Below are 15,639 nucleotides of genomic sequence, written 5' to 3'. Positions count from 1 at the left end.
TTTTACTAATTTACGATTCCCGGCAGAATATTTTCCACCTTTCTTATTTTAGTCCGCAAAAATAACGATTTATTGCAAAATTACGAATTATTCAAGCAGAAAGTTGATATAAAAACGGTGATTTCTTACAGATAGAAAGAAATCGGGAACTATTTTCTATGAAGAGGATGACAAACTTCAGGATAGTGACGCTATTGTCTTCGGACAACGTCACTATCTCATTATAATGGCGTCACTATGACAACCGGATAGCGTCATTATCCTGAGAGAAGAAAAAAACAATATTTTTTTTCATTACAAAAGTACTCAAAATGAGGCACTAAACGTTCTTCTCGTTTTTTCTTGAAAAAAACTTTTCTCAAAACGCTTGCAGATTTACAAAAAACAACTACCTTTGCACCCGCAATCGAGAGAGATGCAGATTAATAAAATGAAATTCTGGTGCGTTAGTTCAGTTGGTTAGAATACATGCCTGTCACGCATGGGGTCACGGGTTCGAGTCCCGTACGCACCGCTTCTTAATGAAGAGGCGGAAAGAATAAAAAGAGTTAGTCTAAATAAAATTTGGTGCGTTAGTTCAGTTGGTTAGAATACATGCCTGTCACGCATGGGGTCACGGGTTCGAGTCCCGTACGCACCGCTTCTTAAGAAAAATAAAAGGCTTTGTAATCCAATATTACAGAGCCTTTTTATTTTCTCATATTTCAAAAAGAGCAGTTGCCATGTAGAATATTGACATTTTAGGTGCGGATTAGCCGAATTACACTATCTTTGTACACGAAAAAAAACAAAATCATGAAAGAGGTAATATTCGTAATCTTAAATGAGTTCGCCGATTGGGAAGGTGCATTTATAGCTACTTGTCTGAATCAGGGAGTCAAGCCCGGAAACCCCATTACTTATAAAGTAAAAACCTTATCGATAACCAAAGAGCCCGTTAGTTCAATAGGCGGATTCAAAGTGCTGCCCGACTACGGACTAAAAGATATGCCGGAAGATTATGCCGGTTTGGTATTAGTCGGTGGCATGAGCTGGTTCTCACCTGAAGCTGAGTTGATAGTTCCACTAGTAGAAAAAGCCGTCAAAGAGAAAAAATTAGTTGCCGGAATATGCAATGCTTCCGTTTTTCTTGGTATGCATGGTTTTCTTAATAAAGTAAAACACACCAGCAATACAATCGGATATCTTAAACAATATGCTGGAGATAAATATACAGGTGATTCCAACTACATCAACAAACAAGCTGTAAGAGACGGAAATATCGTAACTGCCAACGGAACCGGGCAATTGGAGTTTTGCAGGGAAATATTATATGCATTAGAAGCCGACACAGCCGATGCGATAGAAGAAAGTTATCTGTTTTATAAAAACGGATTCTGTCCGGAACAATAGAATTAATCTAAAAGAATTAAACATGGTGCACTTGGTATATTGTGATGATAAAACGAAAGTATTGGAGAAAATACTTGATGGCAGTAAAACAATGGTGGTTCGCGGTGCTGCCGGACGAAAAATCCCGCACAGTCGGGTAAATGAAGGTGAAATCCTCTATTTTATGCAGAAAGGCTCGAAGAAAATTTCAGCCAAAGCTACGGTAACTCATGTCGAAAACTATCAGAAACTGACAGAAGAAGAGATTATCACTATCCTTGCTCATAACCAGCCAAAACTTAATCTGACAGATAAGCAGAAGGAACGTTGGCATAAGAAATGTTTAATACTGATAGGATTCTCCAATGTGGAAAAGATTGAGCCGGCATTTGACTTTGAACACCAAGGAAATATGGATGATTGGTTGATTCTTGAAAAAATCGAAGATGTGGTTGTAGGTACAAGTATTCCGTATAACTACGAAAAAAGTAAGTTCAGATAAAACCAATAAGAACAGATTTACAAATAAAAGGCTTTGAGTTCCGGATTCAAAGCCTTTTACTTATACATATCATTTACTTGTCATACCCATACCCCGCAACCATTTCAAAACGGACTCTCCGGAGTCGGAAACATTATTACGGGAAATAGCAAGCCCTTTCTGCATTTTGGCTCCCTTTTCCAATGAAGCAATGGTCTTTTCCGCTTGTGAAAAACGGCTTCCACCATGTGTACAGAATGGTATAAGGGTTTTACCAGTAAAGTCATATTCATCGAAGAACGAATAGAGTGCCATTGGCATATCATACCACCAATTCGGAAAGCCTATAAATACAATATCATAGTCGGCAAGATTCTTGATGTGTGTTGCCAATTTCGGACGGGCTTTCGAGTCAACTTCCTTTTTGGCAGCATCTATTAATTCCTTATGTGTACCCGGATAAGCATGCGCGGTCTTAATCTGAAATAGGTCGCCGCCCGTCTCTTCGCTGATGAGGGTAGCTACATATTCGGTATTGCCATAAAGTTTACCGTTCGATACAAGACGGCTGGCACCGGATGAGGTATCTACGCCATCTGTTTCGGGCGAAGTGAAGTAAACAACAAGCACCTTGCCTTTAGTCGGTGCTATACTTGCATTGACTGTTGTTGACTCTACTTCAGGCATTTCCGCCAAATGATTAACTGCTATTGCGTTAGCATAAACAACAAAGCCACAAGCCAGCGCTGCTAAAGTTACGAATGATAAATAAATTTTTCTCATTATCTGAATATTATTAAGGATAAGAAATACTACATTGAATATCACGACATCAAACTAATCTTCAAGCCATTGACCCGATAAAGCGACTACAGTCTTTTTCCAAAAAACTCCACCAATTTATTCACTGCCATGTCTACATATTCGGGAACATAGTAAGTCTGGATATGAGTAGCCCCGGGTATCAGGAATAATTCCTTGTCCGCAGTTCCGGTTGCTTTTTGGAAGGCTTCATCAGTCATATAGAAAGTATCGGCTTTGCTGCCTGCCAACATGAGCAATGGCTGGTTTATCAAGTCAACGTTAGAAGTAGCGTCCCATGTCATCAAGTCAAGCAAGCTGCTGACCGTATATCTGAAAGTGGAATTCGGATGAGCATGAGTTTTGCCATAATAGATAAATCCTTCACGGTATAAATCGAACGGCAGTTGGGCTATTTGTTCATCGGTCAAGTTGGATTCTCCTGTATATAAAATTTTACCACCTGCCATTTCTTGCGCACGGGCGTCTGTTGCCTGTTTCAGCCTTTCCTGAATGGTAGAAATCTGAGAACCCATAAAACCTTCTCTTCTGACTTTGCCGGAATTAAACATACTCAAAGTAGCTACCGCCTTTAAACGTTTGTCTGATTGAGCGGCTTTTAAAGTGTATCCGCCACCGCCACAGATTCCGAGAATACCGACCCGCTCCGTATCAACACCCGGATAATGAGTAATATAATCAATCATGCCATAAATATCTTCAATACGGCAGGCAGGCTTATCCGTATTGCGCGGTTCTCCGCCACTTGCTCCCTGAAAAGAAGCATCCGCCACCAGGGTGATATATCCATTCTCTGCCAAACGCTGCGCATAAAGACCGGCAACCTGTTCCTTTACTCCTCCATTGGGATGCGCCACAACTATTGCCGCATATTTCTTTGCAGGATTATAATCAGCAGGCACATATACATTCGCTGCGATATCTATTTCATGTAATTGATAAGTGACAGGATGGATATTCACCTTACCTTCGATATTTTCTTTGAGTGCATTCTCATAAACCAGCCCGAAAGGATTGTTCTGTGCGGAGAGAGCCGCAATACCTTGAGTTAGTATCATCATAACAACAAAATTGAGAGTTAAATATTTCTTCATAATGGTTTCTTTTAGTCTGAATATTAATTTTCGATAATGCAAAGTTGGGAAGATTTTCCGGACAAGGCAATAGACGGATTACTGATATGCTAACACATTTTACTGATTGTATAAAGCTATCTATCAGACGACTAACACAGATTACGGATTAACCAACCTGAATTACAGTTTCTAAGACATACCATGCTTATTTATCACATAAAATCATTAACTTTGTAACAAAGCAAAAGGTAGTAGGCACAACTCCCAATGAATACCGGCAGCAAGTCGGATAGAGGAAGAAAATTTCTTCCTCTATCTGTGCAAGTAAGTATCTCTATTCTATATATTATAAGTTCTATTCTACAACAAAACTTTCAGACTTGAAGTTACTATAAAACCTTCCGGAAGTTGCCGTAAATTTCAATACACAATAGTCGGGGTCGGTGACTCCTTCGGGATAATACATTGTATCGCCTTCCTGCCAAATCATTTCTTTACTGCCACTGTCGGTCAGCACTTCCATGGTGCCGCACAACATGACTCCCCTGAAGAAGCGGTTATCACAAAAATAAATGCAGGCATGACTGTTTTCCCGGTATTGCGTAACACGCATTGATGAAGTATTCGTAGTCAGATAAATCGTTTTTATCCCTTCCCGTTTACGAGGTTGCAACATAGCTTTAATATTGGGAAATCCTTCGCTGTCTATGGAACCGATAAAAGCTGTTTTCTGCTTATCAATCATGTTTCCTACCGTTTTTTCTGCGTCTCTCATCTTTTTACAGTTTAATTGGTTATTAATGATGCAAAAGTAAGGATATTGAGTAGAGCCGGTGCAATAAAAAGAAAGGGAGAAATAGTACTTTTCACGGTTTATACTTCTTACGGAAAAGTAAAGGTGTTTCCCCCGTATGTTGCCGGAAGCAACGGATAAAATAAGAAACCGTTGAGAAATGAAGTTCAAACGCAATGTCCGATATCGGAACGTCTGTATAGGCCAGCAATTTCTTTGCCTCATCTATCACTTGATTCTGGATGTATCGCTTCGCACTAAGTCCCATTACCGAAGTAATGATTTCATTCAGGTAATTGGGAGTGATACAAAGTTTATCCGCGTAAAACTGAACAGAATGTTGTTCCTTCAAATGAGCTCCGACCAAATGGATGAATCTGTCTATATGGATATTATTGATTTCTTTATCTATGGTGATTTCCTCATTCAAAACAGCTTTCTGATAAGCCCGTTCCAACAGCATCAGAACTTCATAAAGCAATGCCCTCAAAACATGCACATCATTCTGTTTGTAAGAGTCAATCTCCATTTTAATATTGTGCAAGACTTGAAGGACACGTGTATAAAGTTCGTCCGAGAGATGCAACTTGGCTGATTTTCCCGGTTTGAAAAACGCAAGATGCCGGACAAACATGGAATCTCTAAAGAGAGACGATAAAAACTCATCTTCAAAAATCAAGGCGTATCCGTTTGATATATGATGTGTATCCCAGTTCCGAATCTCTCCCGCTTTAGAGAAAAACACATCTTGAGGAAAAGCCTCATAAGTACGGTTGTCAATAGAAAAGCTCCCCTCTCCTTCCGTTATAAAAGTAATATCATAATAAGTCAGCGTATGAACAGGACTTGCTGCCAAGAACTTCTTCACATATTTCAGTTCTACGACATCAATCAAAAGTTCACTGCCATATTTATTCTTATGGAAAGTATATCGGGGAATCGAGTTCTTCATTATGGAGTACAAAAATAATATTCCTTATCAAATATTCCAAAGCTTTTCCACTTTAGAGAGAAACGAAAACAACAATAGACTATTTGATAAGAAATATCTCTAGGACATTCTCTTTTGGTTATATCGCAAATACCAAATACAAATCAGCAACGAAACCACCGTCGACAAGGGCGGAGCAAAGCCCATGAGGAACAGCGAGGAACTGTCTATCCGGCTGAAGCAGTACGACAACGGAATACGGAACAGGAAGGTCGCTATCAGACTGTGAATCATCGGGAACAATGAATTTCCCTGTCCGCTGAAGTAAGAATTGATACAGAACACAAAACTTACAATGATACAGTCGATACTATACCCCCGCAAATAATCCGCCGCCATTGTTACCACCGCCGCATCCTTGGAGAAGAATGCGGTAAGCGTCTCCGGCAGGAATTGCGAATACACACAAACCGATACACCGAAAACAAGGGCAATTCCAATGCCCGAAACCAAGCATTTATTCATCCGCTGTATCAGTCCCGCACCGTAATTCTGTGCCGTCATGGTCGCCACTGCCGATGATATAGCCATTGGCGGAAGCATCGCAAAGACGATGATTTTCTCTACAACACCTAAAGACGCTGACGCGATAACTCCCATTTGATTGACAATGACCGTTATAATCAAGAATGAAATATTGATTAACGCATCCTGTAATGCAATAGGCGCTCCCAGTGCCATTATCTTTTTGGACAAGTTCTTGTTCAACCGGATATCTTTCCGTGTAAACTCGAAATGGAATCCATGCCGATGTAAGAACCCCAACGCGATGACAAAGCTACCTCCCTGGGCTGATATGGTAGCCAATGCGGCTCCCGTAGCCCCCAAATGGAAATAACCGACCAAGATAAAGTCGAGGACAATATTAATCACACACGCCAATCCTACAAAATAAAGTGGCGTCTTGGAGTCGCCCAATCCACGCAGGATGCCACATACAACATTATATCCTATAATGAATAAAATACCAGCCGAGCATACCAGGATATAACTTTTCGTATCGGCCATTGCTTCCGTAGGGGTATGCATCAGTTCGGCTATCTGCCCGTGAAACACGACCATGACCAAAGTCAGCAACACTCCTACGATTGAAAACAGCCATACAGAAGAACCGATTGTAAACGCTACCTTCCGGTTATCTTTTGCTCCGGTGGCAATAGCAATCAGCACGGTTGTCCCCGTCGTAATGCCAAGAATGATGCCGGTAATCGTCTGCATCACTTGGCTACCGATAGCCACAGCCGCCACACTGGCAGAATCATCATATTGCCCCACTACAAACAAGTCCGCCCCGCCATAAAGTGCCTGAAGCACGTTGGCAATAAGGAAAGGTACTGCAAATTGCAGCAATACTTTCGGAACGCTCCCCTGTGTCAAATTCAACTCTTTCATAGTTTCTTCGATACTTTACCTCTTATCTTAAATTGTTACAATAAAAAAAGTGCCGGACAAGCGAATGATTTACACCATTCATCTTATCCAGCACTATAATTATCTATTATAGCACCCTCCGATGAGGATTTTTATGCCTGTCCCTATTTTCGGGCTGCAAATATGGGCTTTGTTTTCATAACTACCAAATTATAGCTGAATTTTATTGTTTTTATGATACAATCGGATATCAATGTGATACCAATTTCAACCCGATAATGGAGCAAATCAGTGTGAAGATAAAGAACAACCGCCCCGCACTTGCAGGTTCTTTAAAGAAGAAGATAGAATTTGGAATTTTTACGGTTTGCCAGAAACAGGTGAAACCCTTTAGGATAGGTTACTTCCGTCACTTCATTCAGCAAGGTTTCCTTGGATGTAAGCGGCAGTTTATAGATATTGTCAATGATGTCATAGATGTCCATATCCATAGATTCTTTTATTTAAATTGGTATACTTTATCCGCTTTTCTATTTCCTAAAACGGAAGAAAGTAGGCAGGCGGTCGGGATTCAACGTGTAGCGGGCATGGTCTTTCAAAAACGGTTCGGAATTCATCACTGCACAAGAATGAGATACTGCCGACATCATTTCCCAATCTTTCTGCGAGTTGCCAACAATCAATACTTGCTCTAGAGGGAAAGCTAAAACTTTACATATATGGAGTACTCCTTTCTTTTTGCCGGCTTCCTTATGTACAACTGTGATAAGGGGTGGCTTATAAAATACCTGATAAGGTTTTGCTTTCAATCGGGAAAGAATGTTCTCCCTCTGTTCTTTCTCATAAACCAGCATGCTATACTTATAGACTTGGCCTTCATAGCTATGCGCCGTTATCTTTGCGGATTCCCCGTTTACATCCGGTAGTAATTCAACCGATAAACATCGGTTCCGCCCGTCATACAACAATAATCCACCGTCTGCAAATGCCCCACCTTTGAACAAACTGAAAAGAGTCTTACCTAATTTTCTCCGCGCCTGTTCCACTGATAAAGAAGTAGCCAGATATAATGGGACAGATTGCGCCATATAGTGTAAGACATTGGCATAGTTTTCCGGAACTTTTCCTTGTGCATCGGTCAATGTTCCGTCCACATCGAAAAAAACGGCAGTAATCAAGGGCTTATCCGGTATCCGCCAAAATGTACCTTTGCCCATTATAGAATGCAAAGGATGATTAGTCAGATTACTGAAAGCAATGTAACAATCACAAACTTTCCTCTGACAAGAAAGTGAGGTATCCAGCTTTTGACTCTGATAAAAATTGCCTATCTTCACCTTACTCCTAGGACAGGCAAAGATATCCCCTTTCCAGTCGATGAAGCAAGCACTTCTTCCCCCTGAACATTTCTCCCATTGAGCCGGAGCGTTTCGCAAATCATACTCGAAAAGATTATCCAATTGAGTAAAAAAACGAATATCTTCATCACTCAACGGGGATTTCAGTCCCTGCATGGCGTTAATAAACAGATAAATATCCGGTAAAAGGGCATTTCGCAAATCAGCAAGTAGTTTTTTTGCCGACGGATTGCCGACAGCTCCGGCACAGACCTGTATTCCCACATTATGGAGTATATGAAGTTGCCGGACAAATCTCTCTACCGAAGTCATTTCCGGATGAAAGCTAGCCCAAACCTTTATCTTACCCCTCAACGACGGAGTTGCCTGGAGTTCGTCCAGCCATTCGTCGGCAGGAAAAGACAGGTTAGTCTGACAAGAAATTCCAGCAACTTGCGGCAATGCGGCAAGCCGCATTATTCCTTCCCTGTAATAGCGATGTATGAGTGCTTCCCCGTAGGGAATGATAAATAGTTGCAAAGACTCTCCTTCCCATTGTTCAATAGCGGTAATAAAACGGTTCCATGCCTGCTTGTCCTGCATCGTAGATGCAGGATGAGACTTCTTGCCGAAGGGGCAATAAGAACAAGCATAGTTACAACTATTCAGTTTGCCTCGATAGTATATACGTCGGACGGAAAATAAAGAGCCTTCGTTTGCCATTGCCATTTCATTCTAATTTCACTCGATCTTCATTCAGTAGGAATAAGTATCCATTAGCTGCCTGATTCCCGGAGTGATAAATAGCTGACCGATATAATCAGAATAGCCTAGCCCTTCGGAAGTCAGCCGGATACGTTCAGGGGTTTCCTCTATCCAGTGCCGTTTCGCCAGTTGGTGGAACAACGGAATCCTGTCAAGCGGTTCCCCAAAACGCCGAGTATATTCAGTCTTGTCAATCCCCATATAGTACATCAGGTTCTTGATGATGAAACGCTGTTGTTGTTCCTTTACGGAAAGGATAAATCCGTTCCGAGCTACGGTGAAATCAAAGGTTGCCATATATTCGTCTATTTCGCGGGCAATACATTGTTGGCAGACTGTATATCGGGTGGCATAGTGCAAATCTCCCAAATAACTGCGTCCGCCCGAACCGCACGAAAGCATTACTTCATCACCACATGAAACTTCCGCGTCAGTGGACGGATGGTGAATAAAACGCCGCATGGATGTTTGCAAGAAGCCTTTTGCTTGCAATAACTCGCAGGCGGCACGATACATTCGAAAACAAACATCATCCGGTTCCCGTTCGGTAATGCCCGTACCCTGACGCACATATAGCGGATAAATAAACAGTTCGTTCGGCTGGAACCGGAGCGCTTCTTCCAGTGAATAGAGGAAACTTTCTACCGTCTGTCCCTTAATGCCATAAATCAAGTCGATATTGAAATAGGGAAAATCCATTTGACGAATGCTTTCCAACGCTTGATAAATAGCGTTTTGCCGGGGACGCCTTTTGATAGCTTTCAGTTCTTCATTTTGAAAACTCTGTATGCCGATACTTACGCGAGCTACTCCCGCCTGCCTCAAAACATTGAGTCGCGAACGGTCTGCGTATTCCGGTGAAGTCTCTACGGAAGTAAAGGCATGAGACGGATTCACACCGAACAAAGCGGCAGTAGCCATTAGCTGTTCCAGTTGCGGGACAGTCAGCAGCAACGGAGTACCGCCGCCAATGGCAAAGCTATTGAACGCCAGTCCGCCAGTGAATGGTGAAAGTTGTTGCGCCTGTTTGTGAAGGGCGTCCAGATAAGTGGCGATATATTCGGTACGGTTCGTTTGCAGAGAGAATAAGTTGCAATATCCGCATTTATGGCTGCAGAAAGGAATATGAAAATAGAGCGCCGCCTTTCTGCCCTCCAATCGTTCCAGATATGGGAGCAGTGAAACCGGAGCAGGAAAAGGGCGATACGCCGTTTTATGCGGATAGCTATACATATAGCCTACATATCGTGATAGCGGTTGATTCATTGTTTCGTCAGGATAAAATGTTTATAAGGAACCGTGTAGACCGTTTCGTGGGATATGCAATGATATTCGTAGCCGTCTTCACCGTAGCAGGTTCCGTGGTCGGAAAGGGCAATCACCAGCGTGTCGGCACGTTTCTGAAAAGCCTCAAACAAGCGGGGCAACTGGCTGTCGATATACCTCAATGCCGCCGCGTGGGATTCCTTATCGTCTTTCGTTTTGCCTTTCACATAGTGACAGTTCGGGTAATGGATAGCGGAAAAGTTGATATACATGAATATACGTTTGTCCGCAGAGTAATTCTCCAGTTTCTTCAAGGCAAAATCAATCTGCTTCTCCGTACTGTCAGGAGCCGTACAGCCAAAGATCGGCAGCCAGTAACTTTTCGTAAAATAACCGGGAAACACACGTCCCAGTTCATTGCGTTTGCTGAAGAAATTCACGCCGCCTATGCAGATTGTCTCATATCCCTTATTGGCAAGGCTCTGCACGAAAGTAGCTTCCGTAAACGGATAACTGCCTTTGGGCGGGATACGCCCCGTCCCTGCCTGCACAGGGAAAAACAGCCATTTACGGCTACGCAAGGAATGAGGCTCTGCCGGTGAAGGAAGAAAGCCTGCAAAAATGGCAAAATGAGAGGGATAAGTAAAATTTCCCGGCGCATGCCTTTTCTCCCACAAACCACCGTGACTGTTCAGAACCGGTGTCCCTCCGGCAGCTTCTTCCGCTTTACTCACATCGTAGCGCAACGTATCGAAGCAAAGCATAAGTATATCATGTGTCCCTACCACCCGGTTCATATCCATATCAGGACACTGGTTTTGTTCTCCAGCGGGCAGTTCATCTATCTGCATGGTCATATTTCTTTTTTATTGTTCTTATCTGTCGGGTATAAATAGAATTGTGAGCGTACATATCCTGATAAATGTGGTCGCCTTGTCCGTTGGCTTCAATGATGTAAGGAGTGTCCGTACCTCTTTCTATCAATACATCCACTCCGGCATACTGCAAATCCAGTGTTCGGACGGTTTTCCTGCATAAGAGGTAAATCCGTTGCCGGACATCTTCCGGCAAAGAAAGTTCGCTCCATAGGCGTGCGTTGTTGTTCAGGTGCAGATTGGTGATACTCCCTTTGCTACATCTGACTACCACATAATCAACCTCTGCCTCTCCGCATACTACCCGAAGATCATAATTTTCTCCCTGCAACTGCTCTTTAGGTATCCATTCTTCCAAAATAGCCCCGGTATACATCACCGCTTCTGCTAATGGAAGAATATCTTTCTCCTTAGTCAGACGATGAATACGTTTTGTATTATGGATAATTCCGTCCACCTCCTGCAAGGTAGTATAAACCACCCATTTCTTCTGGCACGGCTGATAACGGATTGCCATAATGCCGCCTGCTCCCGAACCATAACGGGGTTTTAAAAAACACCCCCTGCCGAAATCAGAAAGTGTTTGCAGCAGTTCATCGAAAGAATGTGGAACAGCCAGCATCGGAGTCACACTCAGATCATTGGCTGATAAAATCTGTTTGGTTTCCTTTTTATCAAGAGCCTGCAATAATGCATGAGGCGGATTAAAAAAATGCACATCATCAGGCAATGTTATCTTGTCCAGCCGTTGTAATACTGCTTTGTATTCTTCATTCAACAAGGCATATTTCAGAAAATCCGTTTCGCGGCTTACCCACGGTTCCAGTTTGACAACCGCCTGCCGCAATGACGACAGACAGTTGAACAATTCTTCATAAGTCATAAAGCGGACTTCCGTCTGTAAGCCTTTGCCGGCTTCGACAAAGTATTCGATACGTTTGGACGGAGAGTTGCTGACAACAATTATCTGCATTCCCCCTACTCCGTAATCATCGGGCAATACCACAGTTCACCGTCGTACTCATCAGCTTCCTCCGTTTCGGCAATATCTATTTTCATGGGAAGTTCCTGCAATTTCTTCTTCATACCCTTGCTCAAATAATTATAACGCATATTGATGAACTTCAAATGGGCAATCTTATCCATATTGTCCAGCAAGAGTTGGGCACCTTCATCTTTGAGGACGCCTGCCGAAATATCCATTGTCTCCAACTGAGGAAGGATATCCGACTCCAAGAACATTCTTACAATCTCATCTTGTTCTTCCGAGTTAACAATACCCAGATAAGTCAGTTTCGGAAAACGCGCCTTGGAGAAAAGCGGGCGGAATATCTCAATATCAGCTTCAAAGCCGTAATCTTCCACACCGACATACAGAACCAGTTTTTCCAAATTCGGAAAATCGGACGCTATTATATCCTCTACAACTTCCGTAGGAAGACCGCCACTGATAATCTCCAGTGAACGCAACTCTGGACGTGAAGTTTGTCCCAGGCGCAGGTTATTCGTTCCTTTTATTTTCAAGTCTTTCAATTTGGGCATGGCATCGAGCAACGGGCTGAGGTCTGCCTGTTCAATCCAGGATATCTCCTGTTCTTCCTGGTCGATATCCCCCCAAAACAAGCCTTCGATTTGTGCAAACTTATCTTTATTCTCGAGTATTCCCTTTAGTAAAGCGGAACAATCTTCACCTTCATAGTCCCAGCAACCGATAGTGATTTGCTTATACTCAGGCAGATGTTTGTCTTTCAGGATTTTATCCAATAGATGAACATCGTTTTCGTATTCATCATAACTCAAAGTATATTTTTTGGCTTCAACTTTCATCTCACGTGCAGTTTCTTCTGCTGTTTCCACATAGCCTTTCTTTGTTTTCTCCGCAATAAGTTTATTGGCAGCTTTTTCAGCTTCTTCAGCGGTCGAGTAGTTTTTTACTTGTGTCTGGCCGTCTGTTCCCAGTTTGCCATAATTAACGGTTACGTCTGTTCCGGCTACATCTATACTCCAAAATTTCTGTGACTTAAAGTCTTGAAATACGAATACTCTTTTCATAATACAGTTTTTAATAGTTGATATTTGCCCATTCAAAGTGCCACAACGCATGAACGACATCTGCAAAAATAATTATTTTCCACCACGTACAAAGCAATCGCATACTAAACTTTCCAAACAGACAAATAAACATAAGAAGGGCTACCCCGTTTTTTCGGAGCAGCCCTTGCTTATTCTGTTTTTATACTTCTGTATTAATCTTCAATAGTACATATACTCACACGGTTCCAATCCGGTTCAGTAAACATGTCCCCTACACCCTGACCTTCAGCAGTGATACGGGAAGCATTAATCTTGTATTTGTTGACCAAGATAGTCTTGACAGCTTCTGCACGTGCGGCAGCTATTCTAGCGTTGACTTCCACACTACCTTCCGGAGAAGCGTATCCCTTGATAATCACTTTTGCATCAGGATATTTCTTCATGTAAGAAGCTACACGCTCCACATTCGGCAACTGTGATGCATCCACAGATGAACGCCCTTGTCTGAAAGTAATGATAGATTCCGGAACGCGGGCAGTCTTGACTACTGTTTCAACAGGAACTACCTTTGTACGACATTCTTCCAGATCTTTCTGCAAGCCGTTGATTTGCCGGTTGGCAGTGTTCAATTCGCCATCCTTATTGTTCACTTCAGAACGAAGAGCATTGATTGAAGAGTTCAGACCATCGATTTCTGCCTGATTGTAAACTTTCACTTTAGCAAAATGGTGAGTTCCGTTACTTGTCTTAAAGTGGTAAGTCAATCCTGCTGTCAACTCGAAAGCTGCATTATTGGCATTGAAACGGCTCTTCGCATCGTTATAATCACCTTGCATATCATATACAATAGCTGGTTTGATTCCCAATGTCCATGCTTTCGACTCACCAAGATTGAAATTGAAATTCAATCCGAAACGGGTAGACCATGAATTTTCGTCACCGTCACCATTTACATAATAATGCAACCACCCCATTCCGGCTACCGCCTCTACCTCAAACAAACGAGGCTGACCTTGATAACTTGCGAACAAGTTCATCAAATTGACTTTACCCAACAAGCTGACATCCGAAGCATCGAAAGCCGTTTTACTCGGAGTAGTATTGATATATCCCATTCCCTGGAATCCCAAGCCGAAAATAGGAGTTAATTGTTTTGAGAATCCAACTCCGAAAGCAGGACGCATACTCTTAAAGAAAGCGCTGTGAGTGAGAGGAGTGATTGCTCCTGCATTTACTTCAACAGACCAGTTGTCTGTAAACTTCGTACCTTCTACTACTGATTGGGCATTTGCAGTAAATGCACCCAATACAAAAGCTAATAAAATAATAGATTTTTTCATAATCATTTTTTTTAAAACTGTAATGTTTTGCATGCTAAATAATTAGAAATGTTTTTATGTGTTCCATGTCTAACTTTTTAGTTCATAATTAAGTTTGTTATTCACACTAAACAACATATCGTATAAAAAATTAGTTCACATGCTTGTAAGCTAATTAACAACTATTCACTCTGCCAACCCGTTGTTCGGGTTCTGCTACCAGAATAGCGTTATACCGGACTAAAGAATAGTATCCGACATAATACAAGAATCAGAATTTATAACCGTAACCTAACATAATAATAACATTATCAGCATCGGCAAACATAAACCTCGCTTCTGCATTTAAGAAACTATGCTCCGACAGGGGCAATGATATACCACCTCCGAGATTAAAGGCAAATTTGGTGGTATTGTCTCTATCTACCTTGGTAGTTTGACCGGCAACTTCGACAGTCTGCTTCCCATAAAAATTATTCTGCATACCAATTCCTGCAAGAGGATAAACGGAAAATCCCTGCCCGTCTTTACTAAAGTTGAATACATAATGGAAGTTGATGTTCACATCCAATCCCGTCACCTTATCCTTTGGAAAGAAAAATGTAAGTTCGGGAGCTATCCGAAGATTATTGGCAATCACATAACGTCCTTGTGCCTGCAAACCAAATCTTTCATAATTGGTTTGATAGCCCACACTTCCCAACAATGAACTTTCTCCTTTTTTCGTCTGCGCATTCACTCCGAAGGCTGTAAGAGCAACCACAACTAATAATAATAACTTCTTCATAATCAAGGTATTTTAGTTAGTAACATATTTTACTTCAAATAGAATATGTATATTTAATATTGCTATTCATCTTAAACAACATACCTTATAAAAAATTAGTTCGCAGTCCGAAAACGGAATTAACATCAATTTAATATTTGAAAAATCTAAAGAATAGACCTTTGGCAAAACAATGGATATAGTACATAATTCTCACACAAAATAGATACAAGAAAAATAAGGAAACACACTTCCTCTCTAAGAGAAATAATCCATTTCACGAACTGTATCTATTGAATACAATCATTATTTCAATATATTGCTGTCCGATAAAACTCAGAAAACGCGATACAGTATGGCTCGAACGCTGAT

Annotated in this window: 15 protein-coding genes, 2 tRNA genes and 1 pseudogene; 4 read left to right on the top strand and 14 right to left on the bottom strand. The window is 41.7% G+C overall.

Going from position 1 to position 15,639, the window contains the following annotated elements; genetic code table 11:
- Positions 1-440: 440 nt before the first annotated feature.
- The 4 genes from RDN93_RS13555 to RDN93_RS13540 all read left to right on the top strand — a co-directional run bounded on the left by RDN93_RS13555 (position 441) and on the right by RDN93_RS13540 (position 1,873).
- Positions 441-514: transfer RNA gene (locus RDN93_RS13555), tRNA-Asp, on the top strand.
- 52 nt (positions 515-566) lie between these two features.
- Positions 567-640 (top strand) — tRNA-Asp (locus RDN93_RS13550).
- 155 nt (positions 641-795) lie between these two features.
- Positions 796-1,392: a type 1 glutamine amidotransferase family protein gene (locus RDN93_RS13545; RefSeq protein WP_308746021.1), complete on the top strand. Its 597-nt coding sequence runs from the start codon at positions 796-798 to the stop codon at positions 1,390-1,392.
- Positions 1,393-1,414: 22 nt separating this feature from the next.
- A complete protein-coding gene (locus RDN93_RS13540) occupies positions 1,415-1,873 on the top strand; it encodes a hypothetical protein (RefSeq protein ID WP_308746020.1) in 459 nt (152 codons plus the stop codon).
- A 69-nt stretch (positions 1,874-1,942) separates the two neighbouring features.
- Here the strand turns inward: RDN93_RS13540 and RDN93_RS13535 are convergent, their stop codons facing one another.
- From RDN93_RS13535 to RDN93_RS13470, 14 genes and pseudogenes are all read right to left on the bottom strand, one after another.
- Positions 1,943-2,635 carry a flavodoxin gene (locus RDN93_RS13535; RefSeq protein ID WP_308746019.1) on the bottom strand — a complete coding sequence of 231 codons (693 nt, stop codon included), beginning with the start codon at positions 2,633-2,635 and terminating at the stop codon, positions 1,943-1,945.
- 86 nt (positions 2,636-2,721) lie between these two features.
- Positions 2,722-3,768: an alpha/beta hydrolase gene (locus RDN93_RS13530; protein WP_308746018.1), complete on the bottom strand. Its 1,047-nt coding sequence runs from the start codon at positions 3,766-3,768 to the stop codon at positions 2,722-2,724.
- Between the two features lie 337 nt (positions 3,769-4,105).
- The gene (locus tag RDN93_RS13525) at positions 4,106-4,525 is read right to left on the bottom strand and encodes a pyridoxamine 5'-phosphate oxidase family protein (RefSeq protein WP_308746017.1); all 420 of its coding nucleotides are present in this window, start codon (positions 4,523-4,525) and stop codon (positions 4,106-4,108) included.
- A 91-nt stretch (positions 4,526-4,616) separates the two neighbouring features.
- Positions 4,617-5,495, bottom strand: a complete 879-nt coding sequence (locus tag RDN93_RS13520; RefSeq protein ID WP_308746016.1) for an AraC family transcriptional regulator — start codon at positions 5,493-5,495, stop codon at positions 4,617-4,619.
- Positions 5,496-5,594: 99 nt separating this feature from the next.
- A complete protein-coding gene (locus RDN93_RS13515) occupies positions 5,595-6,926 on the bottom strand; it encodes an MATE family efflux transporter (protein ID WP_308746015.1) in 1,332 nt (443 codons plus the stop codon).
- 229 nt (positions 6,927-7,155) lie between these two features.
- Positions 7,156-7,251: pseudogene (locus tag RDN93_RS13510) on the bottom strand (QacE family quaternary ammonium compound efflux SMR transporter); the annotation flags it as partial.
- Entirely contained in the window at positions 7,238-7,396 is a 159-nt protein-coding gene (locus RDN93_RS13505; RefSeq protein WP_308746014.1) for a hypothetical protein, read from the bottom strand. The gene RDN93_RS13505 and the pseudogene RDN93_RS13510, both read right to left, overlap by 14 nt.
- A gap of 39 nt (positions 7,397-7,435) precedes the next feature.
- Positions 7,436-8,965, bottom strand: coding sequence for an STM4011 family radical SAM protein (locus tag RDN93_RS13500; RefSeq protein WP_308746024.1), 1,530 nt, complete (start codon positions 8,963-8,965; stop codon positions 7,436-7,438).
- Between the two features lie 33 nt (positions 8,966-8,998).
- On the bottom strand, positions 8,999-10,273 hold the full coding sequence (locus RDN93_RS13495; RefSeq protein ID WP_308746013.1) for an STM4012 family radical SAM protein: 1,275 nt from the start codon (positions 10,271-10,273) through the stop codon (positions 8,999-9,001).
- Positions 10,270-11,124 carry an STM4013/SEN3800 family hydrolase gene (locus RDN93_RS13490; protein WP_308746023.1) on the bottom strand — a complete coding sequence of 285 codons (855 nt, stop codon included), beginning with the start codon at positions 11,122-11,124 and terminating at the stop codon, positions 10,270-10,272. Before RDN93_RS13490 ends, RDN93_RS13495 begins: the two co-directional genes overlap by 4 nt.
- Entirely contained in the window at positions 11,111-12,121 is a 1,011-nt protein-coding gene (locus RDN93_RS13485) for an STM4014 family protein (RefSeq protein WP_308746012.1), read from the bottom strand. Before RDN93_RS13485 ends, RDN93_RS13490 begins: the two co-directional genes overlap by 14 nt.
- A gap of 5 nt (positions 12,122-12,126) precedes the next feature.
- Positions 12,127-13,200 (bottom strand): STM4015 family protein, encoded by a 1,074-nt coding sequence (locus RDN93_RS13480; protein WP_308746011.1) that lies wholly within the window; start codon positions 13,198-13,200, stop codon positions 12,127-12,129.
- Positions 13,201-13,394: 194 nt separating this feature from the next.
- Complete coding sequence (locus tag RDN93_RS13475; protein WP_308746010.1) at positions 13,395-14,528, bottom strand: OmpA family protein; 1,134 nt, start codon at positions 14,526-14,528, stop codon at positions 13,395-13,397.
- A gap of 244 nt (positions 14,529-14,772) precedes the next feature.
- Positions 14,773-15,288, bottom strand: a complete 516-nt coding sequence (locus RDN93_RS13470; RefSeq protein WP_308746009.1) for an outer membrane beta-barrel protein — start codon at positions 15,286-15,288, stop codon at positions 14,773-14,775.
- Positions 15,289-15,639 lie beyond the last annotated feature (351 nt).

Source organism: uncultured Bacteroides sp. (assembly GCF_902491285.1).
Lineage (GTDB): Bacteria > Bacteroidota > Bacteroidia > Bacteroidales > Bacteroidaceae > Bacteroides.
This window is presented reverse-complemented; position numbering and strand designations above follow the sequence as displayed.